This is a genomic window from Ottowia pentelensis (genome assembly GCF_964341695.1).
Window position 1 is genome coordinate 3,937,536 of record NZ_OZ224513.1, and the last position, 26,331, is coordinate 3,963,866.

Here is a 26,331-nt window from a genome sequence, read left to right on the forward strand (position 1 = left end):
CGACGCCCCGTAAAATTGGACGATGCCTTCGGTCAAACAACAACTGCTCGCAGCCCTGGCTGCCGAGCTCGCCACACTGGCGCCGGACACGCCCGTCGCGGCGGCCTTCGAATCGCCGCGCCAGGCCGCGCACGGCGACTGGGCCTGCACGGCCGCGATGCAGCTGGCCAAGCCGCTGAAGGCCAACCCGCGCCAGCTGGCCGAGCGCCTCAAGGCGGCCCTGCTGGCCACGCCCGCCTTCGGCCAGTGGGTAGACGCCATCGACATCGCCGGACCGGGTTTTCTGAACATCCGCCTCAAGCCCGCCGCCAAGCAGCAGGTCGTGCGCGAGGTGATGGCGCAGCGCGAGCGCTACGGCTGGCTGCCGGCACGCGGCGAGGCCATGATCGTCGAGTTCGTCAGCGCCAATCCCACCGGCCCGCTGCACGTGGGTCACGGGCGCCAGGCGGCGCTGGGCGACGCGCTGTGCAACCTGTTTGCCACCCAGGGCTGGCGGGTGCACCGCGAGTTCTATTACAACGACGCCGGTGTGCAGATCGAGACGCTGACGCGCTCGGTGCAGCTGCGCGCCCAGGGCCGGAGGCCAGGCGACGCCGGCTGGCCCGAGGCGGCCTACAACGGCGACTACATCCAGGACATCGCAAGCGACTTTCTGGCCGGCAAGACGGTGCAGGCCGACGACCGCCGCTTCACCGCCAGCGGCGACCTGAACGACTGGGACGGCATGCGCCAGTTCGCCGTCGCCTACCTGCGCCACGAGCAGGACAAGGACCTGCAGGCCTTCCACCTCAAGTTCGACGAGTACTTTCTCGAATCCAGCCTGTACGCCAGCGGCCGCGTCGAGGCCACCGTGCAGCGCCTGATCGCCGCCGGCAAGACCTACGAGAAGGACGGCGCGCTGTGGCTGCGCACCACCGACTACGGCGACGACAAGGACCGGGTGATGAGGAAGTCGGAAGGCGGCTACACCTATTTCGTGCCCGACGTGGCCTATCACACCACCAAGTGGGAGCGCGGCTATCGCAAGGCCATCAACATCCAGGGCACCGACCACCACGGCACCATCGCGCGCGTGCGCGCCGGCCTGCAGGCGCTGGGCCTGGGCATTCCCGAGGGCTATCCGGACTACGTGCTGCACACCATGGTGCGTGTGGTGCGCGGCGGCGAGGAGGTCAAGATCAGCAAGCGCGCGGGCAGCTACGTCACGCTGCGCGACCTGATCGAATGGACCAGCGCCGACGCGGTGCGCTTTTTCCTGCTGTCGCGCAAGCCCGACACCGAATACACCTTCGACGTCGACCTGGCCGTGCAGCAGAACAACGACAACCCGGTGTACTACGTGCAGTACGCCCACGCGCGCATTCAATCCGTGCTGAGGCAATGGATGCAAAGGGAGTTGGGGTGGCCCTCAATTCTCCCTGGTCGGGAGGATGATGTTGTTACCCTCATCGAACTGCTCCTGCTTACGCTGCAACCGCAAGACGATTTTCTGAAACAGAAGGTGGCACGCCGCCTAAGCGTTCTTCTAGCAAACTCCGATAGCCTGCTTCTGACGGAGTGCACTGATTTCAGGGCCAGATTAAGACGTGCGGAATCTATTGTGTTGGCTGCGGTTGATTCGAAATTCATTAGCAGCGGAGCCGCCAATCTCCTGCGCTGTCTTCCACTGGACGATGGTTACGTAAGAGAACACCTCGGGAGGCTCGCGCGCGATTTGCCGTCGGCAGGAACGCCTGGTCGTATTAAGGAGCTTCTAAATCGAGCGTGCTCTGACGGAGAGTCCGATGCGTATTTGCAAGCCGCCGCAGATCGTGCAGTGAAGCGGGAACTGCCGACTGCGGACCTCTCCAAGCTCGACACCCCCGCCGCGCAGGCGCTGATGCTGCAGCTGGCGCGCTTTCCCGACGTGCTGGCCGGCGCCGCGCAGGACCTGGCGCCGCACGACGTGGTGTTCTACCTGCGCGAGCTGGCCGCCAGCTACCACAGCTACTACGACGCCGAGCGCATCCTGGTGGACGACGAAGCGGTCAAGACCGCGCGCCTGGCCCTGGTCGCCGCCACGGCCCAAGTCCTGCACAATGGCCTGTCGCTGCTGGGCGTGAGCGCACCGGCACGCATGTGATTCCACTCCTGCAAGCATGAAGACATCCAGACAACACGGCGGCACCTTTCTGGGCCTGATCCTGGGCGCGGTGGTCGGCCTGGCGGTGGCGCTGGGCGTGGCCATCTACGTGGCCAAGGTGCCGGTGCCCTTTGCCAACAAGGGCGCCGCGCGCACCAGCAGCCAGGACGCGGCCGAGGCCAACAAGAACCGCGACTGGGACCCCAACGCCGCGCTGCGCAACCGCGACGACAACGCGCCGGCAGCCCCCGCCGCCCCGGCCGCGGGCACCACCGCCGGCGGCAGCGTGGCCCCCGCGCCCGAGTCCATGCCCATTCCGGCGCCGGCCGTGGTGGGCGGCCCGGTGGCGCGCACGGCGCCCGCCGAGCCCCCGGCCATCGCCGCCAAGCCGCCGGCCACCGCCACCCGCACGGCGCCTTCGACCGACCCGCTGGGCGACCTGGCCGCGGCCCGCTCCGGCATCGGCAGCAATGCGGGCGCGGCCGCCAGCGCCGACCCCTTCACCTATTTCGTGCAGGCCGGCGCCTTCCGCGCGCAGGTCGACGCCGACGCCCAGCGCGCGCGCCTGTCGCTGATGGGCGTGGAGGCGCGCGTGAGCGAGCGCGAGCAGGCCGGCCGCACCGTCTACCGGGTGCGCGTGGGCCCGTTCCAGAACCGCGATGCCGCCGACCGCGTGAAGGCGCGGCTGGACGACAATGGGCTCGAAGCGGCGCTGGTGCGGGTGCAGAAGTGAACCCCCGACAAGTGCAGGCCGGGCGGGAACTTGCCGACGGGCAGCGGGCTCAATAGGGCCGACAAGGACTGGAGAAAACATTTCATGAAACGACGCGAATTCACCCTGGCCGCCGCCGCTGCGGCCCTTCCGGGGCTTATGAGCCTGCCGGCGCACGCCCAGTCGGGCAAGGGCTACATCGAGCTGTCGCCGCGCGCGCCGGTCGACGCCCCGGCGGGGCAGATCGAGGTGGTCGAGTTCTTCTCGTACGGCTGCCCGCACTGCATGCACTTCGAGCCCATCATGGACGCCTGGGTCAAGACCCTGCCCAAGGACGTGGCCTTCCGCCGCGTGCACGTGGGCTTTCAAAGCAACTTCGCGCCGCTGCAAAAAATCTTCTACACGCTGGAGGCCATGGGCAAGGTCGACGCCGCCATGCAGGACAAGGTGTTCAAGGCCCTGCAGACCGATCGCATCAACCTGACCAAACCCGAGGTGCTGTTCCCCTGGGCGGCCAAGCAGGGGCTGGATCAGGCCAAGTTCGAAAGCACCTACAACTCCTTCGGCGTGGCCACGCAACTGCGCAAGGCGGTGCAGCTGCAGGACGCCTACAAGGTCGAGGGCACGCCGGCGCTGGGCATTGCCGGGCGCTACTACACCGACGGCTCGATGGCCAATGGCTTCGAGCCCATGATCAAGCTTGCCAACCAGCTGATCGAGCAGGTGCGCAAGGGCGCCTGACCGGGCCCCGGACGCGCGGCCACGCCAGCCCGCTTCGGCGGGCTTTTTCGCGCCGGCGCCCGTCCGCGCGCGGTCGATACCGGCCCTTACAATGGCCCATTCACCCAAGCAAAAACCGTGCCTCACATGGATGACCGCCACCCGTTCGTCGTGCCCGCCTGGCGCCGCTGGGCCCTGGGCGCCCTGCTGGCGCTGGCGGCCGTGCCGGCGCTGGCCGAGCGCGCCGACCGCGACCAGCCGATGAACATCGAGGCCGACGCGCTGCGCTACGAGGACAAGCAGCAGCTGTCCACCTTCACCGGCAACGTGGTGGTGACCAAGGGCACCATCGTGATGCGCGGCGCGCGCCTGGAGGTGCGCCAGGACAGCGCCGGCAACCAGAGCGGCGTGATGTTCGGCGCGCCGGGCAAGCGCGCCTTCTTTCGCCAGAAGCGCGAGGGTGTCAACGAGTTCATCGAGGGCGAGGCCGACTCCATCACCTACGACGGCAAGAGCGACATCGTGCGCTTCGTGCGGCACGCCGAGATGCGCCGCCTGGTCGGCACCACGCTGCAGGACCAGGTGACGGGCGACGTCATCGTCTACAACAACCGCACCGAGGTCTACACCGTCGAGGGCGCGCCCCACCAGGCCGGCACGCCCGCCGCCGGCAGCGGCCGCGTGCGCGCGGTGCTGGCACCGCGCAACGCGGCCAGCCAGCCGGCGCCGGCCGCGCTGCCGCTGCAGCCGGCGCAGGGCCTGCCGCCCACCGGACCCGCGCAGTGAACCTGACCACCCGCAGCGCCCCGGCCGACGGCGCCCGCAGCCGCATGCAGGTGCGCGGGCTGCGCAAGAACTACGGCGCGCGCCGCGTGGTGCACGACGTGTCGCTGGACGTGACCAGCGGCGAGGTGGTGGGCCTGTTGGGCCCCAACGGCGCCGGCAAGACGACCTCCTTCTACATGATCGTTGGCTTGGTGCGCGCCGACGCCGGCAGCATCCGCATCGACGAGCAGGCGGTCGAGCACATGCCGATCCACCGGCGCTCGCGCCTGGGCCTGTCCTACCTGCCGCAGGAAGCCTCGATCTTTCGCAAGCTGACGGTGGCCGAGAACGTGCGCGCCGTGCTGGAGCTGCAGCACGGCGAGGACGGCCACCCGCTGGGCCGCACCGAGATCGAGCGGCGCCTGACCGAGCTGCTGGAGCAGCTGCACGTGCAGGACCTGCGCGACTCGCCCGCGCCCTCGCTGTCGGGCGGCGAGCGCCGGCGCGTCGAAATCGCCCGCGCGCTGGCCACGCAGCCGCGCTTCATCCTGCTGGACGAGCCCTTTGCCGGCATCGACCCGATCGCCGTGATCGAGATCCAGCGCATCATCGCCTTCCTCAAGTCGCGCGGCATCGGCGTGCTGATCACCGACCACAACGTGCGCGAAACGCTGGGCATCTGCGACCACGCGGTCATCATCACCGAGGGGCGCGTGCTGGCCACCGGCACGCCCACCGACATCGTGGCGAACCCGGACGTGCGCCGGGTCTATCTCGGCGAGCATTTCCGGCTCTGAGTCCGGGCGGGCAGTACGCGGTGAAACCCGGGCTTTCCCTTCGCGTTTCGCAGCAACTGGCGCTGACGCCGCAGCTGCAGCAGTCGATCCGCCTGCTGCAGCTGTCCACGCTGGAGCTGGCCAGCGAGGTCGAGCAGATGCTGCTGGACAACCCCTTCCTGGAGCGCGAGGACGAACACGCCGACGCCGAGCCCCCCGAGCCCGCGCGCGAGCCGCGCGAGCGCGAGGCCGCCGACTCCCGCGACGCTATCGATTCGGAAGCTGCTGGCGCTGATTCGACGGGCGCTGAAGCCGAATTCGAGTCCAAACAGGACTGGCCGGACGACTGGGAGGGCGATGGCGCCGACGCGCCCAGCGACCGCGAATGGGGCGACGCCGCCGGCCCCGGCGCGAGCGGCGACGAGCGCGAGCCGGGCGAGCGCGACGCGCCGCACGAGTCGCTGGCCGCCCACCTGCACACCCAGATGCTGGCGCTGCGGCTGGCGCCCGAGGACGCGGCGGTACTGCGCTTTCTGATCGAGTCGCTGAACGAGGACGGCTACCTGGAGGACTCGCTGGCGCAACTGGCCGCCACCCTGGTGGACGACAGCGACGAGCTGGACGCGCTCGACACCCTGGTGCACCGCTTCAGCTTCGCGCTCAAGCTGCTGCAGTCGATGGAGCCGGCCGGCGTGGGTGCGCGCGACTTGCCCGAGTGCCTGGCGCTGCAGCTCAAGGCGCTTGTGGCCGACACCGCGCTGCCGCCCGCCACCCAGGCCAGCGCTCGCGCCGCGCTGGCCCTGCTGGCCCAGCCCCAGGCGCTGGACGCGCTGGCCCGCCGCGACCTGCGCCGCCTGGCGCAGGCCAGCGGCCAGGACGAGGCCGCGGTGCGCGCCGCCATGGCCCTGATCGCCACGCTGGAGCCCAAGCCCGGCCGGCGCTTTGCCGATGTCGAGCACAACGTCATCGTGCCCGACGTCATCGTCTCGGCCAGCGGCGCGAGCCAGCGCCTGCGCGTGCAGCTCAACCCCGAGGTGCTGCCGCGCCTGCGCGTGCACGACCTGTACGCGCGCGCGCTGCGCGGCGGCAAGGAGGGCGGCGGCCATGCGGCGCTGAGCCAGCAGCTGCAGGAGGCGCGCTGGTTCATCCGCAACATCCAGCAGCGCTTCGACACCATCCTGCGCGTGAGCGAGGCCATCGTGCAGCGCCAGCGCAGCTTCTTCACCCACGGCGAGCTGGCCATGCGCCCGCTGGTGCAGCGCGAGCTGGCCGAGGCGCTGGGCGTGCATGAGTCGACCATCTCGCGCGTGACCACCGCCAAGTACATGGCCACGCCGCGCGGCACCTTCGAGCTGAAGTATTTCTTCGGCTCGGCCCTGGGCACCGAGGCCGGCGGCAACGCCAGCAGCACCGCGGTGCGCGCGCTCATCAAGCAGTTCATCGCCGCCGAAGACCCGCGCCGCCCGCTGTCCGACCAGCGGCTGGCCGAGATGCTGAAGGAGCAGGGCATCGACTGCGCGCGCCGCACCGTGGCCAAGTACCGCGAGGCGATGAAGATCGCCCCCACCCCGCTGCGCAAGCAGCTTTAGACCGCTGTTTCCCCCATGGCCCGCATCGTTTTCGACCTCCCGGCGCGCTTCGGCTTTGCCACCGAGCTGCAGGTCTACATCAGCCACGTCAACCAGGGCGGGCACCTGGACAACGCCCAGCTGCTGAGCCTGGTGTCCGAGGCGCGGCTGCGCTTTTTCCAGTCGCTGGGCTACCGCGAGGGCCACGTCGACGGCACCGCCATCGTGGTCGGCGACATGCTGGCGCAGTACAAGTCCGAGGCCTTTCATGGCGAAACCCTGCGCGTGCAGATGCAGCCGGCCGACTTCAACCGCTACGGCTTCGATCTGGTGTTCTGCATGACCGAGACGGCGCAACGCCGCGAGGTGGCGCGCGGCAAGACCGGCATCGTCTTCATCGACCCGGCCACGCGCCGCGTCACCCCGATTCCCATGGCCGCTCTGCACCAGCTGCAGCGCTGCGCCTCAATGGCCGATGCAACCGCATGACCACGCTGACCCTGTTCCTGCCCTGCGCCGGCGGCGTGGAGGACTATCTGGCCGACGAGGTGCACGGCCTCACCGGCCTGGTCGGCGACGAGCTGTTGACGCTGCGCGGCGGCGTGCGCGTGCGCGGCGACTGGGCCTGCGTGCTGCGCCTGAACCTGATGAGCCGCCTGGCGCAACGCGTGCTGGTGGAGCTGGCGCACGCGCCGTATCAGGGCGAGCAGGATCTGTACGCGCTGGCCGCCGGCGTGGCCTGGGAAGACTGGTTCACGCCACGCCAGAGCTTTCGCGTCGACCTGACGGCGCAGGCCAGCCCGCTCAAAAGCCTGAACTTCGCCACCCTGCGCATCAAGGACGCGGTGGCCGACCGCTTTCGCCAGCAGGCCGGCGGCGTGCGTCCCAGCATCGACACCCAGCGGCCCGACGTGCGCGTGCAGGCGCACCTGACGGCCGACCAGGCCCAGCTTTACATCGACACCAGCGGCGAGCCCCTGTTCAAGCGCGGCTGGCGCCAGGACAAGGGCGAGGCGCCGCTGAAGGAGACGCTGGCCGCCGCCATGCTGGCCGCCAGCGGCTGGTGGCAGCCGGCCACGCGCAGCGTCTCGCCGCTGCCGCTGTACGACCCCTGCTGCGGCTCGGGCACCATCGTCATCGAGGCCGCGCAGCTGGCGCTGGGCCTGCCCGCCGGCGGGCAGCGTCGCTTCGCCTTCGAGCGCCTGAAGGGCTTCGACGCCGCGCAGTGGCATGCTATCAAATCAGAAGCTGCTCGCGCTTGTTCAGCGGGCGCTGAAGGCCAAAATGGCTTGAAATCCGCGGCGATGCGCGTGTTCGGCAGCGACGTCGCGCACCGCATGGTCGATTTTGCCCAGCGCAACGCCGCGCGCGCCGGTGTGGCGCAGGCCGTGCAGCTGCGCGGCGGCGACGCGCTGCAGCGCCTGCCGCCCAGCGATCAGGCCGGCGTGATCCTGATGAATCCACCCTACGGCGAGCGCATCGCCGCCGCCGGCGTGGCGGGCGCCGGGCGCGGCCGCGAGGCCTTCCAGAGCGGCACGCTCGCGCGCCAGCGTGCCGGCGCGGCCGCTGCGGATGAAGTCAACGCCGGCGACGAATTCTTCGCCCGCCTGGCCGCGCACTGGAAGAGCCACTACGCCGGCTGGAGCGCCTGGCTGCTGACGCCCGACCTCAAGCTGCCCGGCCGCCTGCGCCTGAAGGAGTCGCGCCGCGTGCCGCTGTGGAACGGGCCGATCGAGTGCCGGCTGTTCAGGTTCGATTTGACGGCGCGCACGCCGCGCCCGCCGCAGCCCGGCGCTTAGCCCATCAAGCCCGCGCCGACCCATGCTGCGCCAGCAGCGTGGCCATGAAGGCGTGGGCCACCGGCGGCAGCGTGCGCCCGATGCGCGTGACGATGCCGATCGCCCGGCTGGCCTGCGGGCGCACCAGCGGCACGGCGGCCAGGCCTTCCATGCTCATCAGGCCCAGCGTCAGGCGCGGCAGCGCACTGATGCCCAGGCCAGCCGCCACCAGCGCGCCGCAGGCCGTCACGCTGGGGCAGTCGAGCACCGGCCGCAGCGTGATGCGCCTTTGCATGAACACCGCGTCGGTGATGGGCCGGATGCTGGTGTGCAGCGCGCTGGCGATGTAGGGCCGCTGCGCGAACACCGACCAAGGCACCGAGGCGCGCGCGGCCAGCGGGTCGTCGGCGCGGCACAGCAGCACCATCGGGTCGTCCAGCAGCGGCTGATAGCGCAGGCGCTGCTGCGGTGCCGGGCGCACGCTCAGGCCCAGGTCGGCGCGGCCCTCTTCTACCGCCACCCACAGGGCGTCGGCGGTGGCCTCGATCAGACTGAACTCCACCGCAAGATGCGTGCGCCGCAAGGCCACCATGGCCTGCGGCACCAGCGCCGCGCCGGTGGACGGCAGCGCCGCCACCGTGACGTGGCCGCTGCGCCCCTGCATGAAGTCGCCCAGCTCGCTCAACGCACCGTCGAAGTCGCGCAGGATGCGCCGCGCGATGGGCAGCAGTTCGCGCCCGGCGGCGGTGATCTCGACCCGGCGCGTGTCGCGGTCGAACAGGCGCACGCCCAGCGTCTGCTCGGCCTGGCCGATCAGGCGGCTGACGACGGGCTGGGCCTGTCCCAGCTCGGCGGCGGCGCGCCGAAAGCTGCCGCTGGACGCCACCTGCGCGAAGGCTTCGAGTTGCCGCAGGCTCAGGTCGATGCGCATGGGATTGATCCTGTTTCGTCATCACAGATATAGAAATATAGCGCTTCCCATATCAGGCCCCGGTGCCTAGACTGAACGCCAATTTCAGGAGACAAGACGATGACGGGCGTGCTTGACGGGGTTCGTGTGCTGGAGTTGGGCCAGGTGCTGGCCGGCCAAATCGCCGACGAGCCGGTCAGCGCCAAGGCGGGCGATTCGGTCGTCGCTCCGGAAGGCCGTTCGTTCGGCTACGCCGCTTCTGGGATCAACCCCGTGCACGCCATCGTCGTGCATACCCACACGTAAGGACAGAACGATCCACGTACGCCATTGACGTTGAACGGCAATGAAACGAAATCACTCAACAGAACAGGTACCGCTATGTCTCAGTTTTCCACCTCGAACCAACACGGAGTTTCCTGCGCATTGCATGAGCGCGTTGCGGTGATCACCTTTGACCGTCCGGAGCGCCGCAACGCGATGGACATGGAGATGCGAGGCGAATTCGCGCGCGCCGTCGCCCACGCCATTGGCGACGACGACGTCCGCGCGATCGTGCTGACCGGCAACGGAGGGCACTTCTGCGCGGGAGGAGACATTGGATCGATGCAATCGGGCGACGGCATGACGGCAGAAGCTGGACGACAACGCATGCGACGCATGCTGGACAACGTGGCCGCGCTGTACACCTGCGACAAACCGGTGATATCTGCGGTCGAGGGCTGCGCATTCGGAGGTGGCTTTGGTCTAGCTCTGCTGGCGGACATCATCATCGCGGCAGAAGGCGCGCGCTTTTGCATGTCCTTTGCGCGCGTCGGACTTGTGCCCGACAGCGGCGCGCTCTATACCCTGCCGCGCATGATTGGTGTACAGCGTGCCAAGCAACTCATGTTCAGCGCCCAGGAACTCGATGCGCGACAGGCGCAGGAGTGGGGCATTGCGATGGAGGTGGTGCCCAGGGGTAAGGCACTGCCGCGAGCCGTGGAATTGGCGCAGGCCTTGGCCAGCGCCTCACAGGCGGCAGTAGCCATGACCAAGACGGCCCTAAACAACACCCTGTCCTCCGACTTGCGCTCGATCATCGAGCTTGAGGCCAATGCCCAGGGTGTGGCGTTCTCCTCGGCTTATCACCGAGAGGCGATCAAGCGATTTTTAGCCAAGCAGCCACCGATGTTCCAGTGGCCCCATCCCCCTGCCCGTTATCCAAAGGAGACCCATCATGCTGAACCGACGTGACCTTTTTGTGCTTGGCGCTGCCGCAGGCATCGCCTTGAGCCCGGTTGCCTACGCGCAGTCCAGCTTTCCCGATAGACCCATTCGCATCGTCGTTCCTTATGCGTCTGGTAGCGGCACCGACAACACGGCGCGCCATTTCAGCCAACGGGTTGCCATGGCCACCGGATGGACGGTGATCGTTGATAACAAGCCAGGGGGCAATGCGTTCATTGGTATCAACGATGTCTTGCGCTCACCCGCTGATGGCTACACGTTGCTCTACACCGGCGGCAGCACACACGGCGTCAACTCGGCTTTGTTCAAGAAGCTACCCTACGACCCGCTGCGAGACTTCGTCCCTGTGGCGCCCGCCTTGTTTTCTCCCATGGTGCTATTGGCCAGCCCTTCCCTGAACGTGAAAACGGCCGCAGAACTGGTGGATCTCATTCGAAAAAATCCGGGCAAGTATTCGGCTGCGACGGGCAGTCCGTTTCAGCAGTTAGCCGTCAACCTTCTTCGTCAACAAGGCAAACTCGACTTCCAGGATGTGCAATACAAGGGCAGTGGTCAGTCGATGACTGACTTGCTGGGCGGCCATGTTGATTTCACTATGGTCGACGGTGCTGCAGCAATGCCGCAGGTGCATGGCGGCAAGCTCAAGGCGCTCGCCGTAACTTCAAAGCGTCGCGTGGCAGCCTTTCCTTCCACGCCGACGATGGCCGAGGCAGGCCTGCCTGACATTCAGCTCAACGGATGGGCCGGTTTGTTCGCCAAGACCGGAACACCTGAACCGGTGCTAGGCAAAATTCGCGAGGTGTTCAACGCCTACTTTCAGAGCGCGGAGTACAAGCAATTCCTCGATGCGAACGCGGGCTTCTACGAAGATCTCAGCCCTGCTCAAATGATGGACTTCATTCGCTCGGAAATCGCCCGCGCCCAGAGTACCTTTCAGCGCGCCGGCATCGAGCCGCAATGACCATGGCGTCCAGCAGCATGACAGCCAGTTCGACGATTCGTTCAGCCGACTCCACCGGCCCCCTGCACGACGTTCGCGTGCTCGACCTAACCACCGTGTTTATGGGTCCGTCCTGCACGCAACTGCTGGGCGATCTCGGTGCCGACGTGATCAAGATTGAGGCTCCCGGGGGCGACTCTACGCGCCACATCGGTCCTTGCGGTGAGCAAGGTCTGGGGCCGCTGTTCCTCGGTCTGAACCGCAACAAGCGCAGCGTCGTGCTCGACCTAAAAAAACCCGAGGGCCGGGCCGCGCTGCTGCGTCTGGCCCAAGATGCCGACGTCCTGGCCACCAACGTGCGCCCGGCCGGCATGCGGCGCCTGGGACTGGGATTTGAGCAGTTGTCGTCCGTCAACCCGCGCCTCATCTATGCCAGCATGGTGGGCTTTTCGCAGCGCGGCCCCTACGCCCCTAAGGCCGCATTCGACGACATGATTCAAGCCGCCACAGGCTTGGCGGCGGCTGTGGGCGAAGGCTCGGACGGCGTGCCGCGCTATCTGCCTATCACCATCGCTGACCGCTCGGTCGGGCTGTACGCCTTCGGCGTCATCAGTGCCGCGTTGTATGCGCGCGAGCGCACGGGCGTCGGCCAGAGCATCGAGATTCCGATGTTCGAGACCATGATTCCCTACGTGCTGGGCGACCACCTATACGGCCACACGTTCCACCCTCCAAAAGCCGGCTTTGGTTACCCGCGCCTCATGTCACCCAACCGCCGCCCCTACAAGACCAAGGACGGCTACGTGTGCTGCTTGATCTACACGGACCTCCATTGGCACATCTTCCTGAACGCCGTGGGCAAGAGCGAATTACTTCAGACCGACCCGCGCTTTGCCAACATCCGCACGCGCACGCAGGCCATCGACGAGCTCTATCAGATGGTGGCCGGCGAGCTGGTGCATCGCACCACGGCCGAGTGGCGCGAGGTGCTACCCGAGTCAGAGATTCCGATCTTCCCGATGCACACGTTTGACAGCCTGCTGCAGGACGAGCATCTGTCCGCGACGGGCTTTTTCAAGCAAACCGAGCACCCAGTAGTTGGCAAGATTCTGGAGACCGCAGTGCCCAGCGAATGGTCTGGCACCAAGCCAACGCAGCGCAAACCGGTGCCCACTTTGGGCGAGCACACGGCCGAGGTTCTGCATGAGGTGGGCCTTGGTGATGCCGAGATCGACGTTTTGCTCGCCCAAGGCGCCGTACGCACCGCCAACCCCAAGGAGCCCCAAGCATGACCAATACCCCACCCGAGCTCGACGTGCGCCAGCAGGACGGCGTGCTGCGCCTGACCATCCAGCGCGAGGCACGTCGCAACGCCATCAGTCCCGCCGTGATCCGTGGCCTGAGCGAGGCGCTCACGGCCGCCAACCAGGATCGCAGCGTGCGCGCCATCGTGCTGACCGGCGCGGGCGAGAAGGCCTTTTGCGCCGGCGCCGATTTGCAGACCGGCCAATCTTTCCAATTCGACTATTCCGAGCCCACGCAGGGCATCGCCAATCTGTTTCGCCTCACGCGCCAGCTCAACGTGCCGCTGATCGCGCGCGTCAACGGCGCTTGCATGGCCGGCGGCATGGGTCTGATGGCCATGTGCGACATGGCCGTGGCCGCGCCGCACGCCATCTTCGGCCTGCCCGAGGTCAAGGTCGGCGTGTTCCCGGCCCAGGTGCTGTCGCTGCTGAACGGCCTGATCGGCCCGCGCGCGCTGACCGAGCTGTGCATCACCGGCGAGCCGATCAACGCGCACGAGGCGCTGTCGATCGGCCTGATCAACCACGTCGCCGAAGACCTGGACGCCGGCGTGCAGGCGCTCTTGGATCGCTTTCTGGACAAATCGCCCGCCGCCATCCGCCGCGGCCTGTACCTGATGAAGCGCATCGGTGCCATGTCCTTCGAGGAATCCATGGCCTTCACCGAAAGCCAGATCGCACTGTTCGCGCTGACCGAGGACGCGGCCGAGGGGCAGGCCGCCTTCCGTGAAAAACGCAAACCCAACTGGAGCGGCCGATGAATATTGACCAACCCCCACGCTCCCCTGCTGCGCAAGGTGCGCTGCCCCCAGAGGGGGCCCTTTCTGCCTTGGGAGCGGCCCGGCGGCAGAAAGAAAACAAGATCGTTCGCATCGGCGGCGCCAGCGGCTTCTGGGGCGACTCCAGCGTGGCCGCGCCGCAGCTGGTGGCCAGCGGCCAGATCGATTACCTGGTGTTCGACTACCTGGCCGAGCTGACCATGTCCATCCTGGCCGCCGCGCGCATGAAAAAGCCCGAGCTGGGCTACGCCACCGACTTCGTCACGGTGGCGATGAAGAGCGTGCTGAAGGACGTGGTGGCGCGCGGCATCCGCGTGGTCAGCAACGCCGGCGGCGTCAACCCCGAAGGCTGCGCCGAGGCGCTGCGCGCGCTGGCCAAAGAGCTGGGCGTCGAGGTCAAGATCGCCGTCGTCACCGGCGACGACGTGATGCCGCTGCTGCCCGAGCTGCGCCAGGCCCAGCCGCCCGTTGCCGAGCTGCAAAGCGGCGCGCCGCTGCCGGCCAAGGTGGTCACCGCCAACGCCTACCTGGGTGCGGCGCCGATCAAGGCCGCGCTGGATGCCGGCGCGCAGATCGTCATCACCGGCCGCTGCGTCGACTCGGCCGTGACCCTGGGCGTGCTGATGCACGAGTTCGGCTGGACGCCGCAGGACCTGGATCAGTTGGCCGGCGCCAGCCTGGCCGGCCACATCATCGAATGCGGCTGCCAGGGCACGGGCGGGCTGCACACGGACTGGCAGGACGTGCCCGACTGGGCCCACATCGGCTACCCGATCGTCGAATGCGCGGCGGACGGCAGCTTCAGCGTCACCAAGCCCAAGGGCACGGGCGGCCTGATCGCGCCGCAATGCGTGGCCGAGCAGCTGCTGTACGAGATCCACGACCCGGCCGCCTACCTGCTGCCCGACGTGGTGTGCGACTTCACCCAGGTACAGCTCACCCAGACCGACCCCGAGCACGTGCACGTGAGTGGCGCGCGCGGCCGCGCCCCCACCGGCAGCTACAAGGTCAGCGCCACCTATCTGGACGGCTTCAAGACCTCGGCGCAGCTCACCATCGTCGGCTTCGACGCCGCCGCCAAGGCCCGGCGCACCGGCGAGGCGATCCTCACGCGCGTGGGCGATCTGCTGAAGGCGCAGGGCCTGGCGCCGTTCAGCGCGACGAACCTCGAAGTGCTGGGCGCCGAGTCCAGCTACGGCCCGCTGGCCAACCCGGCGGTGCTGCAGACGCGCGAGGCCATCCTGCGCCTCACCGCGCGCCACCCCGACAAGGCGGCGCTGCAGCTGCTGGCCAGCGAGGTGGCGCCCGCCGGCACCTCGTGGGCGCCCGGCTCCACCGGCTTCGGCGGGCGCCCCGGCGTGTCGCCGCTGATCCGGCAATACGCCTTCCTGCTCGACAAGGCCCGCCTCTCGCCCAGCGTGACGCTGGACGGTCGGGCGATTTCTGTGCCAAATAGCCCTCCAGCGCCCGACAATAAAGCGCAAGCAGCTATTAAAACAGAAGTATTTGCGACCACCGAAGCCAGCGCGCCGATCAGCGGCGAGATGGTCGAGGTGCCGCTGATCCGTCTGGCCTGGGCGCGCTCGGGCGACAAGGGCGACACCTCCAACATCGGCGTCATCGCGCGCAAGCCCGAGTGGCTGCCGCTGCTGCGCCAGCAGCTGACCGAAGCGCGCGTGGCCCAGCATCTGGCGCACCTGATGAGCGGCCACAAGGTCACGCGCTACGAGTTGCCGGGCATTCACGCCTTCAACTTCGTGTGCGAGCAGGCGCTGGGCGGCGGTGGCATGGCCTCGCTGCGCAATGATTCGCTGGGCAAGGGCATGGGGCAGATACTGCTCGCACTGCCGGTGCGCGTGCCGGCCAACTGGGGAGTGCAAGCATGAACGTTCAATTCGACTTTTCCGGCCGCCACGTCATGGTGTTTGGCGGCACCACCGGCATCAACCTGGGCATCGCCCAGGCCTTTGCCGCCGCCGGCGCCAAGGTCAGCGTGGCCAGCCGCAAGCAGGCCAACGTGGATGTCGCCGTGCCCACGCTGGGCGAGCGCGGCTTTGGCACGGTGGCCGACGTGCGCGACGAGGCCAGCGTGGCCCGGGCCCTGGCGGACGCCGAGGCCCGTCATGGCCCGATCGACGTGCTGGTGTCGGGCGCGGCCGGCAACTTTCTGGCCGAGGTCAACGGCATGTCGTCCAACGCCTTCAAGGTGGTGCTGGACATCGACCTGCTGGGCAGCTTTCACGTCGTGCGCCAAGCGTATCCGCATCTGCGCAAACCCGGCGCCAGCGTGATCTTCATCTCGGCGCCGCAGGCCGTGGTGCCGATGCCCTGGCAGGCCCACGTGGGCGCGGCCAAGGCCGGCGTCGATCAGCTGGCGCGCGTGCTGGCGCTGGAGTGGGGGCCGGCGGGCGTGCGCGTCAACGCCATCTCGCCCGGGCCGATCGCAGGCACCGAGGGCATGAAGCGCCTGGCGCCGCAGGGCGACGCGGGCGACGCGCTGGTGCGCGCCATGGTGCCGCTGGGCCGCATGGGCACGCCCGGCGACATCGCCAACCTGGCGCAGTTTCTCGGCTCGGACGCCGCTGCCTACGTGTCGGGCGCCGTGATCGCCTGCGACGGCGGCGCGCAGAACATGCTGACGCCCATGATCACCGCGGCGGTGGAGCAGCTGAAGGCCGCCGGCTGAAGCGGGCCGCCCGACATGACCCGCGTGCCCGCGCCGGTCGCCGTCATCGACACCAACCGCGTGCTCGATCTGTGGCTGTTCGACGAGCCGCAGGTGGCGCGGCTGCGGCACGCCGTCGAGACCCGCTCGCTGCACTGGCTGGCCACCGACGCCATGCGCGCCGAACTGGCGCGCGTGCTGGGCTACGCGACCGTCGTGATGCAGCTGGAGCGGCGCGCGCGCAGCGCCGGGCAGGTGATGGCGGCCTTCGACCGCTGGACGCAGCCCGTGCCGCCCGCGCCCGTGGCCGGCGTGCGTTGCCGCGACGCCGACGACCAGGGCTTCATCGACCTGGCCGTGGCCTGGCGCGCCGCCCTGTTCAGCAAGGACCGCGCCCTGATCGAGCAGACCCGCGCGCTGGCGCCGCTGGGCGTGGCGCTGCACGCGGGCGACTGGCCGGCGGGCGACTGGCCGGCGGGCGGCGGCGCCTGAGGGCCTTCCACCCTTGGGGTTGCAACGCCGGCCGCGCCAAAACGAAGGCCCTGCGGGTTTACCATTGGCAGCCATGCAAGCCGCACTCGACGCCCTGACCGACAAGTTGCGCACGGCCGTCGAGAAGGGCCGGCCGCTGCGCATCCGCGGCGGCGGCACCAAGGACTTTTACGGCCAGATCCTGCACGGCGAGCTGCTGGACACGCGGCCGCTGGCCGGCATCCTGGCCTACGAACCCAGCGAGCTGGTGGTCACCGTCGGCGCCGGCACCCGCCTGACCGAGCTGCACGCCGCGCTGGCCGCGCAGCAGCAGGCCTTGCCCTTCGAGCCGCCGCAGTTCGGCAGCGCCGGCACGGTGGGCGGCATGGTGGCCGCCGGCCTGGCCGGCCCCGCGCGCGCCAGCGTGGGCGGCGTGCGCGAGCACGTGCTGGGCGTGCAGATCCTCAGCGGCAAGGGCGAGTTGCTGAACTTCGGCGGCCAGGTGATGAAGAACGTGGCCGGCTACGACGTCAGCCGCCTGATGGCCGGCGCGCTGGGCACCCTGGGCGTCATCACCCAGGTCAGCCTGAAGGTGCTGCCGCTGCCGCCGGCCGAATGCACGTTGGTGTTCGAGCTGTCCGAGACCAGCGCGCGCCAGCAGCTCAACCGCTGGGGCAGCCAGCCGCTGCCCATCAACGCCAGTTGCTGGCACGCCGGCCACCTGGCCGTGCGCCTGCGCGGCGCGCACGCGGCGATCGCGGCGGCGCGCCGGCACATGGGCGGCGAGCCCTTGGAACCAGCGCGCGCCACCCAGCAGTGGTGCGCGCTGCGCGACCAGCGCCTGCCGTTTTTTCACCTCGACGCCGGCCAGGCGCTGTGGCGCGTGAGCGTGCCCGACACCGCCACGCCGCTCAACCTGGGGCCGACCCTGGTCGAATGGCATGGCGCGCTGCGCTGGCTGCGCCTGCCGCCGCAGGCCGCGCCCCAGGTACGCGCCGCCGCTGCGCGCGCCGGCGGGCACGCCACCCTGTTTCGCGGCGGCGACGGGCGGGTGCCCGTGTTCACGCCGCTGCCGGCACCGCTGGCGCGCATCCACGCGCAACTCAAGCAGGCGTTCGACCCGGCGGGCATCCTCAACCCCGGCCGCCTGTCTTTCGATTTTTGAACGGCTGATGCAAACTCATCTCGCGCCCGAATTCCAGAACACGCTCGAAGGCGAGGAGGCCGAGGCCATCCTGCGCAAGTGCGTGCATTGCGGCTTTTGCCTGGCCACCTGCCCCACCTACCAGCTGCTGGGCGACGAGCTGGACAGCCCGCGCGGGCGCATCTACCAGATCAAGCAGGTGCTGGAGGGCCACGCGCCCACGCGCGAAACACAACTGCACCTGGACCGCTGCCTGACCTGCCTGAACTGCGAAACCACCTGCCCCAGCGGCGTGGAGTACGGGCACCTGGTGGACATCGGCCGCCAGGTGGTCGAGCGCAAGGTCGAGCGCGCGCCGGCGCAGGCGCGCCAGCGCGCGCTGCTGCGCACCGCCCTGCCCTCGCCGCTGTTCGGCCCCGCCATGCGGATGGGCCAGGCGGTGCGCGGGCTGCTGCCCGAATCCCTGAAGGCCAAGGTGCCCGAGCGGCGCGAGCCCGGCCGCTGGCCGCGCACCAGCCACGCGCGCAAGGTGCTGCTGCTGGAAGGCTGCGTGCAGCCCTCGATGGCACCCAACATCAACACCGCCACCGCCCGCGTGCTGGATGCCGCCGGCATCCAGTGCCTGCGCCCGCGCGGCCAAGGCTGCTGCGGCGCGGTCAAGTTTCACCTGGCCGATGACGCCGGCGGGCGCGCGCAGATGCGCGCCAACATCGACGCCTGGTGGCCGCACATCGAGCGCGGCGCCATCGAGGCCATCGTCGTCAACGCCTCGGGCTGCGGCGTGCTGGTCAAGGACTACGGCCACCTGCTGCGCGGCGACAAGCACTACGCGGCCAAGGCGGCGCGCGTGTCCGAGCTGACGCGCGACGTGAGCGAGCTGCTGCCCGACATCGTGGCCGCGCTGGCCGACCGCGTGCGGCCCCACGCCGGCGTGCTGGCCTGGCACGCGCCCTGCACGCTGCAGCACGGCCAGCGCCTGCGCGGCGGGGTCGAGGAACATCTGGCGCAGCTGGGCTTCACGCTGCGCCCGGCGGCGCAGGAGGCGCACCTGTGCTGCGGCTCGGCCGGCACCTATTCGGTGCTGCAGCCCGAGCTGTCGCTGCAGCTGCGCGAGCGCAAGCTGGGCCACCTGCTGGGCGAAAGCGCGGCCGAGCGCCCGGCCGCCATCCTGTCGGCCAACATCGGCTGCATCACGCACCTGCAGGCCGGCACCGAGGTGCCGGTGCGGCACTGGATCGAGGTGCTGGACGAAACTCTATCAAAATAATAGCTGTTCGCGCACAGCCATCAAGCGCCGATGGCCGATTCGATATCGGACGCGATGGACGCTGGCGTGACCTGCGGCGCGTAGCGGCGGATCACCCGGTCGTCGCGACCGATCAGGAACTTGGTGAAGTTCCACTTGATGGATGAGCCCAGCAGCCCCGGCGCCTCGGCCTTGAGCCAGGCAAACAGCGGGTGCGCGTGCGGGCCGTTGACCTCGGTCTTGGCCATCACCGGAAAGCTCACGCCGTAGTTGCGCTGGCAAAACGCGCCGATCTCCTCGGCGCTGCCGCGCTCCTGCATGCCGAACTGGTTGCACGGAAAGGCCAGCACCACCAGCCCCCGCGGGCCGTAGCGCTCGTGCAGCTCTTGCAGCCCGCCCAGCTGCGGCGTGAAGCCGCAGGCGCTGGCGGTGTTGACGATGAGGCGCACCGTGCCGCGAAAGCGCGTCCAGGGCACGGACTTTCCCTCCAGCGTCTGCAGCTTCAGGTCAACGGGTTCGGCAACGGCCATGGGGCACTCCGGTCGTGGAGGATCGGGGCATCTTGCGGCGCGCCGTCCATGAGGTCAAGCGGGCGTCAGTGGCGCACCGCCAGCACGGCGGTCAGCATGATCAGCGCGCCGCCCAGCCAGACAACGGGCGCCGGGTGCGCAGCGCCCAGCGCAAAGGACGAGCCGGTGGCGATCACCACCTCGGACAGCATCAGCAGCGCCGTCACCTGCGCCTTCAGGCGCGCGGCGCCGTACTGCAGCGCCAGGTTGCCGCCCAGAAAGCCGGCCGCCAGCACCGCCACCCAGGGCAGCCAGCCGACCGACAGCGCCGGCAGCGGCCCGGCCGTGCCGGCCAGCGCCAGCGCACCGGCCATGGCCAGGCCGCCGCAGAACATGGCCAGCGCGCGCCCGTCCTCGGGCGTGTCGCGCCAGCGGCGCACCAGCGCGTTGGTCAGCGCAAAGCAGAAGCCGCCGGCCAGCGCCAGCCAGTCCGCCGCGCCCTGCGGCAGCGGCCAGGCCGAGCCGGGGCGCCACAGCACCAGCACCACGCCCGCCAGCGCCAAGCCCAGTCGCCCCAGCGCGGCGCGCGTGGGCCGCTCGCCCACCAACAGCCAGGCCAGGCCGATGGACCACACCGGCATCAGGTAGAACAGCAGCGTGACGCGCACCACGTCGCCCGCCGTGATGGCCCAGTTGAAGCACACGTTGGTCAGCCCCGCCGCCGCCGCCAGGCCCCACAGGCGCGGGTGGCGCGCCAGCGCCCGCGCGCCCTGCGGACGCCACGCCAGCAGCACCGCCAGCGCCAGCACGTAGACGAAGGCCGTGGCCCACACCGGGTGCAGGCCGCGCGTCTGCAGCGCCTTGAACGGCAGCCAGGCCAGGCCCCACACCGTGGCGTTCAGCAGCAGGGCCAGCGCCGGGCCCGAGGCGCCGGTTCGCACGGCCATCAATGGTGCAGCCGATCGCTGCGCGCCAATTCGAGCAAGCGCTCCAGCTCGGCCGTGTGGTGGCGTCGGTTGTTGCGGTTCCAGCGCAGGATCAGGGCCATCATGACCACCACCACGGCGCCGAACAGCGCAATGGCGCCAAAGGCCGGCAGGCCCAGGCCGGTGGCCGCGCTGTAGAAGGCGCCCAGCACCAAGATGGCCGCCTGCTCGTTGAAGTTCTGCACCGCGATCGAGCGCCCGGCGCCCATCAGGTTGTGGCCACGGTGCTGCAGCAGCGCGTTCATGGGCACCACGATGAAGCCGCCCAGCGCGCCCAGCAAAACCAGGAAGGGCACGGCCACGCCCAAGTGGCGCACCAGCACCATGGCCGCCACCAGCACGCCCATCAGCAGGCCCAGCGGCAGCACGCCGGTGGCGCGGTCCAGCCGCACCCGCATCGACGCCGCCACGGCCCCCACCGCCGTGCCCAGCGCCACCACGCCCACCAGGTTGGACGCCTGGGTGGTGCCATAGCCCAGCGCCACGGCGGCCCAGGCCAGCACGATGTAGCGCATGTTGCCCGACACGCCCCAGAACAGGGTGGTGGTGGCCAGCGCGATCTGGCCCAGGCGGTCGTGCCACAGGCGCCGGTTGCAGCGCCAGAAGTCGGGCAGCAGCAGCCACATGGCGCGCCGCGGCAGGCGCCGCATCTTGACGCCGGTGCGCGGAATCCACAGGTTGATGGCGGCGGCGATGGCGTAGACGAACACCAGCCCGGCAATGGCGGCCTGCGCCGGCTGGTCGATGCCGGTGTCGATGAAGGGCACGTCGAAGCTCAGCAGCCAGCTCGACAGCTGTGGGCTGACCAGCTGGCCGCCCAGCACCACGCCCAGGATGATGGAGGCGATGGTCAGCCCCTCGATCCAGCCGTTGGCCTTGACCAGCTGCGTGGGCGGCAGCAACTCGGTCAGGATGCCGTACTTGGCCGGCGAATAGGCGGCCGCGCCCAGGCCGACGACGGCGTAGGCCAGCAGCGGGTGGCCACCGAACAGCATCAGCACGCAGCCGACGATCTTGATGGCATTGCTGAGAAACATCACCCAGCCCTTGGGCCGCGAATCGGCGAACGCCCCCACCCAGGGCGCCAGCAGCACGTAGAACAGCGCGAACATGGGCACCAGCGCGGCCTGCTGCCAGTCGGTGGCGCCGTTGCGGCGCAACATCTCCACCGCCGCGACGAACAGCGCGTTGTCGGCCAGCGAGCTGAAGAACTGCGCGGCCATGATGGTGTAGAAGCCGCGCTTCATCGGGACGGGGGCAGAAAAACGTGAGTGAGACGAGGCGACAACAATTCGTAACCTGAAATCGTGGCGCGTTATAGCATGCGCCGCCGCGCGCATGATGTGAACAAACGCACGCTTCGCGGGTGCCAAAATCGGCAGCCAACCGCCATTGTCCACCCGCCGCCATGCCCCGTCCCATCCAGGCCACCATCCACACCGCCGCGCTGCGCCACAACCTGGCGCGCCTGCGCGCGGCGGCGCCGGGCGCGCGCCTGTGGGCCATCGTCAAGGCCAACGCCTATGGCCATGGCATCGAGCGCGCGTACGAAGGCCTGCGCGGCGCCGACGGCTTTGCGCTGCTGGACCTGGCCGAGGCCGAGCGCGTGCGGGCGCTGGGCTGGCGCGGCCCCATCCTGCTGCTGGAGGGCGCGTTCGAGCCGCGCGATCTCGAAACCTGCTCGCGCCTGAACCTGTGGCACGCCGTGCACTGCGAGGCGCAGATCGACTGGCTGGCCATGCACAAGACGCACGCGCCGCACCGCGTGTTTCTCAAGCTCAACTCGGGCATGAACCGCCTGGGTTTCGCGCCCGGGCGCTTTCGCGCCGCCCATGCGCGCCTGTCGGCGCTGCCGCAGGTCGACGAGATCGCGCTGATGACCCATTTTGCCGACGCCGATGACGCCAAGGACATCACCGCGCAATGGGCGGTGTTCGAGCACGCGTGCGACGGCCTGCCTGGCGAGCGCAGCGTGTGCAACAGCGCCGCCACCCTGCGCCACGGCCACGAAGCCGCCGTGCGCGCCGACTGGGTGCGCCCCGGCATCGCGGTCTACGGCGGCTCGCCCGACCACCCGCGACACGGCGCCGCGCACTGGGGCCTGCAGCCGGCCATGAGCCTGAACGCCGGCCTGATCGCCGTGCAGCAGCTGGCCGCCGGCGACACCGTGGGCTACGGCTCTACCTTCAGCGCCCCGCAGCCCATGCGCATCGGCGTCGTGGCCTGCGGCTACGCCGACGGCTACCCGCGCCACGCCGGCACCGGCACGCCGGTGCTGGTCGATGGCGTGCGCACCCGCACCCTGGGGCGCGTCAGCATGGACATGCTGGCGGTCGACCTGGAGCCGGTGCCGCAGGCGCAGGTCGGCAGCCAGGTCACGCTGTGGGGTCGCTCCAGCCAAGGCGCCGTGCTGCCCATCGACGAGGTGGCGCAGGCGGCCGGCACCATCGGCTATGAGCTGATGTGCGCGCTGGCCTTGCGGGTACCGGTGCAGGTGCTGTGACAACACCGGCCTCACCGGTGAGCGACGGGCGGCCGCCATGGTGCTGACACGTGAAATGCTCCAGTCCGGCGCCTTCCTGGAGGCGTTCGGCGATCTCCCGGGCCAGGCGCGCTGGTCGCTGCAGCGCATCGATGCGTCCTTGCGCGCCACCCTGGCCCGGCGTCCGGCCGGCCCCCTGTGGCTGTATGCCTATGGCTCGCTGATCTGGAACCCGCTGTTTCACTACGAGGCGCGCCAGGGCGCGCTGCTGCGCGGCTGGCAGCGCCACTTCTGCCTGCAGTTGCTGGCCGGTCGCGCCAGCCCGCAAACGCCGGGGCGCATGCTGGCGCTGGATGCGGGGGACGCCTGCGCCGGCGTGGTATTTCGACTGGCCGAGTCCACGCTGCTCGACGAGCTGCGCCTGGTCTGGATTCGCGAAATGGTCTATGGCAGCTATCGCCCCGTGTGGGAGCCGGTGCGCCTGGACGACGGGCAGGACGTGCAGGCCCTGGTGTTTGTCGCCGACCCGACGCAGGCCCAGTACGCGGTCGACGCCGGCGTGGAGCCCACGGCGCGGCTGATTGCCGCAGCCCATGGGCCGCTGGGCAGCAACCTCGAGTATCTGCTGCGGCTGGACGAAAGCCTGATCGAGCAGGGCATTCGCGACCCCTACGTCCACCGGCTGGCCGCGGCGGCGCGCGAGCTCGGCGCGCCCTGAGCGGGCTACTTCAAGAACGCGTCGTAGCCGGTCTTGAGGATCAGCGCCCCCACCACCACGATGAACACCCAGCGCACGAAGCCCGCGCCATGCTTGAGCGCCAGGCGCGTGCCGATCAGGCTGCCCGCGATGTTGGCCACGGCCAGCACGGCACCCACCTGCCACCAGATGTGGCCCTTGGCGGCAAACAGGGCGATGGCCGAGATGTTGGTGGCGACGTTGAGCACCTTGGCACTGGCCGAGGCGTTGAGAAAGTCGTAGCCCAGCACGCGCACGAACAGGAAGATGAAGAAGCTGCCGGTGCCGGGGCCGAAGAAGCCGTCGTACCAGCCCAGGACCAGGCCGATGCCGCAGGCCAGCAGGGTTTCGCGGCGCCCGTCGTGGCGTGGCGCGTGCACGCGGCCCAGGTCCTTCTTGGTCAGGGTGTAGAGCAGCACCGCCAGCAAGATCACCGGCAGCAGCTTGCGCAGGAAGGCCGGGTCGATCACCGTGACCACCCAGGCGCCGAAGAACGAGCCGACGAAGGCGGCCAGCGCCGCCGGCCCCAGCACCGGCCAGCGCAGCCGCACCCGCCGCGCGTATTGCACGGTGGCGATGCTGGTGCCCCAGACCGAGGCGCTCTTGTTGGTGCCGAACAGCGTGGCGGGCGCGGCGCCGGGGTAGGTGGCGAACAGGGCGGGGATCAGGATCAGGCCGCCGCCGCCGACGATCGAATCCACCAGCCCGGCCAGCAACGACGCGGCCGTGACGATCAGCAAGTCCATGGGGGAAAGGGAGTCAGAAAAGAAATCGGGCCCGCGCAGGCAAAACGGCGCGCCGGCGGCGCGGGGCCAGGGGCTCGATTGTCCGCGATCGGCCGCGGGCCGGCAGCCGCCGGCCCAAAAACAAAGGGCACCCGAAGGTGCCCTTGAATGAACGCAGACCGGTTTGAACTGTCGCTCGGTCTGTCGGCTGATCTTGTTGCTGTTGTTGGAGGTCGGTTTGTCTCCTCGGCCCCTCGTGGCGCCAGGCCCGAAGGGCGGCAGCACCGATAACCCATGACTGTATCGGCGCCGCGAGGTCCTGACCATCGGGACTTGCCCGAACCCCGGATCCCACGAAATTTCTGATGGCGAGACGATCAGGCCGCAAATGAAACGTTAAGCATTCAAATCAGCGCTTTTCATGGCCGATTTGCGGCAGCATGGAGCCGGCGCCCAGCTCCAGCAGGCCACTCTTGGCGTAGCTGGCCAGCTTGGCGCGGGTGTCGGTGATGTCCAGGTTGCGCATGGTCAACTGGCCGATGCGGTCGAGCGGGGAAAACGGCGCGTCCTCCACCTTTTCCATCGACAGGCGCTCGGGCGCATAGGTGAGGTTGGGCGACTCGGTGTTGAGCAGGCTGTAGTCGTTGCCGCGGCGCAGCTCCAGCGTGACCTCGCCCGTCACGGCGCGCGCCACCCAGCGCTGGGCCGATTCGCGCAGCATGATGGCCTGCGGGTCGAACCAGCGGCCCTGGTACAGCAGGCGGCCCAGCTTGAGGCCGTTGATGCGGTACTGCTCGATGGTGTCCTCGTTGTGGATGCCGCTGACCAGGCGCTCGTAGGCGATGTGCAGCAGGGCCATGCCGGGCGCTTCGTAGATGCCGCGGCTCTTGGCCTCGATGATGCGGTTCTCGATCTGGTCGCACATGCCCAGGCCGTGGCGCCCGCCGATGCGGTTGGCCTCCAGGAACAGCTCCACCGGGTCGGCGATCTCGCGGCCGTTCAGTGCCACCGGCTGGCCCTCGTTGAAGCGCACGCGCACTTCCTCGGCCTTGACCTCGACCTCGGGCTTCCAGAAGGCCACGCCCATGATGGGCTTGACGATGCGGATGCCGCTGTTCAGAAACTCCAAGTCCTTGGCCTCGTGGGTGGCGCCCAGCATGTTCGAATCGGTCGAATAGGCCTTTTCTGCCGACATCTTGTAGTCAAAACCCGACTTCACCATGAATTCTGACATTTCCTTGCGGCCACCCAGCTCGTCGATGAAGCGCTGGTCCAGCCAGGGCTTGTAGATCTTCAGGCTGGGGTTGGCCAGCAGGCCGTAGCGATAGAAGCGCTCGATGTCATTGCCCTTGAACGTGCTGCCATCGCCCCAGATGTTGACGTCATCTTCCTTCATCGCGTTGACCAGCATGGTGCCCGTCACGGCCCGGCCCAGCGGCGTGGTGTTGAAGTAGGTGGCGCCGGCGGTCTGCACGTGAAAAGCCCCGCACTGCAGGGCGGCGATGCCTTCGTGCGCCAGTTGCGCGCGGCAGTCGACCAGGCGCGCCTTTTCGGCGCCGTAGGCCAGGGCCTTGCGCGGAATGGCGTCATAGTCGTCCTCGTCGGGCTGGCCCAGGTTGGCGGTGTAGGCGTAGGGCACGGCGCCTTTCTGGCGCATCCACAGCAGGGCGGCGCTGGTGTCCAGGCCGCCGGAAAAGGCGATGCCGACCTTTTGGCCGGTGGGGAGGGATTGGAGGATGGTGTTGGACATGTCGGTAAAGCCG

At 69.2% G+C, this 26,331-nt stretch carries 26 protein-coding genes; 20 read left to right on the top strand and 6 right to left on the bottom strand.

The features are described 5' to 3' along the window. Positions 1-22: 22 nt before the first annotated feature. The 8 genes from argS to ACWHMB_RS19225 all read left to right on the top strand — a co-directional run bounded on the left by argS (position 23) and on the right by ACWHMB_RS19225 (position 8,462). On the top strand, positions 23-2,122 hold the full coding sequence (gene argS, locus ACWHMB_RS19190) for an arginine--tRNA ligase (RefSeq protein ID WP_377482279.1): 2,100 nt from the start codon (positions 23-25) through the stop codon (positions 2,120-2,122). A 16-nt stretch (positions 2,123-2,138) separates the two neighbouring features. Next, on the top strand, positions 2,139-2,855 hold the full coding sequence (locus ACWHMB_RS19195) for an SPOR domain-containing protein (RefSeq protein WP_377482281.1): 717 nt from the start codon (positions 2,139-2,141) through the stop codon (positions 2,853-2,855). Between the two features lie 84 nt (positions 2,856-2,939). Beyond that, complete coding sequence (locus tag ACWHMB_RS19200; RefSeq protein ID WP_377482283.1) at positions 2,940-3,575, top strand: thiol:disulfide interchange protein DsbA/DsbL; 636 nt, start codon at positions 2,940-2,942, stop codon at positions 3,573-3,575. 126 nt (positions 3,576-3,701) lie between these two features. Beyond that, complete coding sequence (gene lptA, locus ACWHMB_RS19205; protein ID WP_377482285.1) at positions 3,702-4,340, top strand: lipopolysaccharide transport periplasmic protein LptA; 639 nt, start codon at positions 3,702-3,704, stop codon at positions 4,338-4,340. 44 nt (positions 4,341-4,384) lie between these two features. Next, the gene (gene lptB / locus ACWHMB_RS19210) at positions 4,385-5,116 is read left to right on the top strand and encodes an LPS export ABC transporter ATP-binding protein (protein ID WP_377482341.1); all 732 of its coding nucleotides are present in this window, start codon (positions 4,385-4,387) and stop codon (positions 5,114-5,116) included. 20 nt (positions 5,117-5,136) lie between these two features. Next, entirely contained in the window at positions 5,137-6,684 is a 1,548-nt protein-coding gene (gene rpoN / locus ACWHMB_RS19215; protein WP_377482287.1) for an RNA polymerase factor sigma-54, read from the top strand. Positions 6,685-6,699: 15 nt separating this feature from the next. Further along, the gene (locus tag ACWHMB_RS19220) at positions 6,700-7,152 is read left to right on the top strand and encodes an acyl-CoA thioesterase (protein ID WP_377482289.1); all 453 of its coding nucleotides are present in this window, start codon (positions 6,700-6,702) and stop codon (positions 7,150-7,152) included. Further along, complete coding sequence (locus ACWHMB_RS19225; protein WP_377482291.1) at positions 7,149-8,462, top strand: THUMP domain-containing class I SAM-dependent RNA methyltransferase; 1,314 nt, start codon at positions 7,149-7,151, stop codon at positions 8,460-8,462. The genes ACWHMB_RS19220 and ACWHMB_RS19225 overlap by 4 nt, the downstream gene beginning before the upstream one ends. A gap of 4 nt (positions 8,463-8,466) precedes the next feature. Here ACWHMB_RS19225 and ACWHMB_RS19230 read toward each other — a convergent pair whose 3' ends face one another. Next, positions 8,467-9,372, bottom strand: coding sequence for a LysR family transcriptional regulator (locus ACWHMB_RS19230; RefSeq protein ID WP_377482293.1), 906 nt, complete (start codon positions 9,370-9,372; stop codon positions 8,467-8,469). 99 nt (positions 9,373-9,471) lie between these two features. Here ACWHMB_RS19230 and ACWHMB_RS19235 point away from each other — a divergent pair, with 99 nt between their 5' ends. The 10 genes from ACWHMB_RS19235 to glcF all read left to right on the top strand — a co-directional run bounded on the left by ACWHMB_RS19235 (position 9,472) and on the right by glcF (position 19,151). Next, on the top strand, positions 9,472-9,657 hold the full coding sequence (locus tag ACWHMB_RS19235) for a hypothetical protein (protein WP_377482295.1): 186 nt from the start codon (positions 9,472-9,474) through the stop codon (positions 9,655-9,657). Between the two features lie 75 nt (positions 9,658-9,732). Continuing rightward, complete coding sequence (locus ACWHMB_RS19240; RefSeq protein WP_377482297.1) at positions 9,733-10,587, top strand: enoyl-CoA hydratase/isomerase family protein; 855 nt, start codon at positions 9,733-9,735, stop codon at positions 10,585-10,587. Next, positions 10,571-11,542, top strand: coding sequence for a Bug family tripartite tricarboxylate transporter substrate binding protein (locus ACWHMB_RS19245; RefSeq protein ID WP_377482299.1), 972 nt, complete (start codon positions 10,571-10,573; stop codon positions 11,540-11,542). Before ACWHMB_RS19240 ends, ACWHMB_RS19245 begins: the two co-directional genes overlap by 17 nt. A gap of 2 nt (positions 11,543-11,544) precedes the next feature. Continuing rightward, positions 11,545-12,813: a CaiB/BaiF CoA transferase family protein gene (locus ACWHMB_RS19250; protein ID WP_377482343.1), complete on the top strand. Its 1,269-nt coding sequence runs from the start codon at positions 11,545-11,547 to the stop codon at positions 12,811-12,813. After that, complete coding sequence (locus tag ACWHMB_RS19255) at positions 12,810-13,586, top strand: enoyl-CoA hydratase/isomerase family protein (protein ID WP_377482301.1); 777 nt, start codon at positions 12,810-12,812, stop codon at positions 13,584-13,586. The genes ACWHMB_RS19250 and ACWHMB_RS19255 overlap by 4 nt, the downstream gene beginning before the upstream one ends. Before the next feature lie 68 nt (positions 13,587-13,654). After that, entirely contained in the window at positions 13,655-15,490 is a 1,836-nt protein-coding gene (locus tag ACWHMB_RS19260) for an acyclic terpene utilization AtuA family protein (protein WP_377482303.1), read from the top strand. Continuing rightward, complete coding sequence (locus ACWHMB_RS19265) at positions 15,487-16,290, top strand: SDR family oxidoreductase (RefSeq protein WP_377482305.1); 804 nt, start codon at positions 15,487-15,489, stop codon at positions 16,288-16,290. The genes ACWHMB_RS19260 and ACWHMB_RS19265 overlap by 4 nt, the downstream gene beginning before the upstream one ends. Before the next feature lie 15 nt (positions 16,291-16,305). Further along, positions 16,306-16,761 (top strand): PIN domain-containing protein, encoded by a 456-nt coding sequence (locus ACWHMB_RS19270; protein WP_377482307.1) that lies wholly within the window; start codon positions 16,306-16,308, stop codon positions 16,759-16,761. A gap of 73 nt (positions 16,762-16,834) precedes the next feature. Then, positions 16,835-17,905 carry a glycolate oxidase subunit GlcE gene (gene glcE, locus ACWHMB_RS19275; RefSeq protein WP_377482309.1) on the top strand — a complete coding sequence of 357 codons (1,071 nt, stop codon included), beginning with the start codon at positions 16,835-16,837 and terminating at the stop codon, positions 17,903-17,905. Between the two features lie 7 nt (positions 17,906-17,912). Then, entirely contained in the window at positions 17,913-19,151 is a 1,239-nt protein-coding gene (glcF, locus tag ACWHMB_RS19280; RefSeq protein WP_377482311.1) for a glycolate oxidase subunit GlcF, read from the top strand. A 20-nt stretch (positions 19,152-19,171) separates the two neighbouring features. Here the strand turns inward: glcF and ACWHMB_RS19285 are convergent, their stop codons facing one another. The 3 genes from ACWHMB_RS19285 to lplT form a co-directional block, all read right to left on the bottom strand. Further along, positions 19,172-19,660 (bottom strand): glutathione peroxidase, encoded by a 489-nt coding sequence (locus ACWHMB_RS19285; protein WP_377482313.1) that lies wholly within the window; start codon positions 19,658-19,660, stop codon positions 19,172-19,174. A gap of 65 nt (positions 19,661-19,725) precedes the next feature. Then, positions 19,726-20,586, bottom strand: coding sequence for a DMT family transporter (locus tag ACWHMB_RS19290; RefSeq protein ID WP_377482315.1), 861 nt, complete (start codon positions 20,584-20,586; stop codon positions 19,726-19,728). Next, positions 20,586-21,872 (bottom strand): lysophospholipid transporter LplT, encoded by a 1,287-nt coding sequence (gene lplT / locus ACWHMB_RS19295; protein WP_377482317.1) that lies wholly within the window; start codon positions 21,870-21,872, stop codon positions 20,586-20,588. The genes ACWHMB_RS19290 and lplT overlap by 1 nt, the downstream gene beginning before the upstream one ends. A 161-nt stretch (positions 21,873-22,033) precedes the next feature. Here lplT and alr point away from each other — a divergent pair, with 161 nt between their 5' ends. After that, positions 22,034-23,128: an alanine racemase gene (alr, locus tag ACWHMB_RS19300; protein WP_377482319.1), complete on the top strand. Its 1,095-nt coding sequence runs from the start codon at positions 22,034-22,036 to the stop codon at positions 23,126-23,128. Between the two features lie 37 nt (positions 23,129-23,165). Beyond that, a complete protein-coding gene (locus tag ACWHMB_RS19305) occupies positions 23,166-23,825 on the top strand; it encodes a gamma-glutamylcyclotransferase (RefSeq protein ID WP_377482321.1) in 660 nt (219 codons plus the stop codon). Positions 23,826-23,830: 5 nt separating this feature from the next. Here ACWHMB_RS19305 and ACWHMB_RS19310 read toward each other — a convergent pair whose 3' ends face one another. Further along, a complete protein-coding gene (locus tag ACWHMB_RS19310) occupies positions 23,831-24,589 on the bottom strand; it encodes a sulfite exporter TauE/SafE family protein (RefSeq protein WP_377482323.1) in 759 nt (252 codons plus the stop codon). Between the two features lie 388 nt (positions 24,590-24,977). After that, positions 24,978-26,318: an argininosuccinate synthase gene (argG, locus tag ACWHMB_RS19315; RefSeq protein WP_377482325.1), complete on the bottom strand. Its 1,341-nt coding sequence runs from the start codon at positions 26,316-26,318 to the stop codon at positions 24,978-24,980. Positions 26,319-26,331 lie beyond the last annotated feature (13 nt).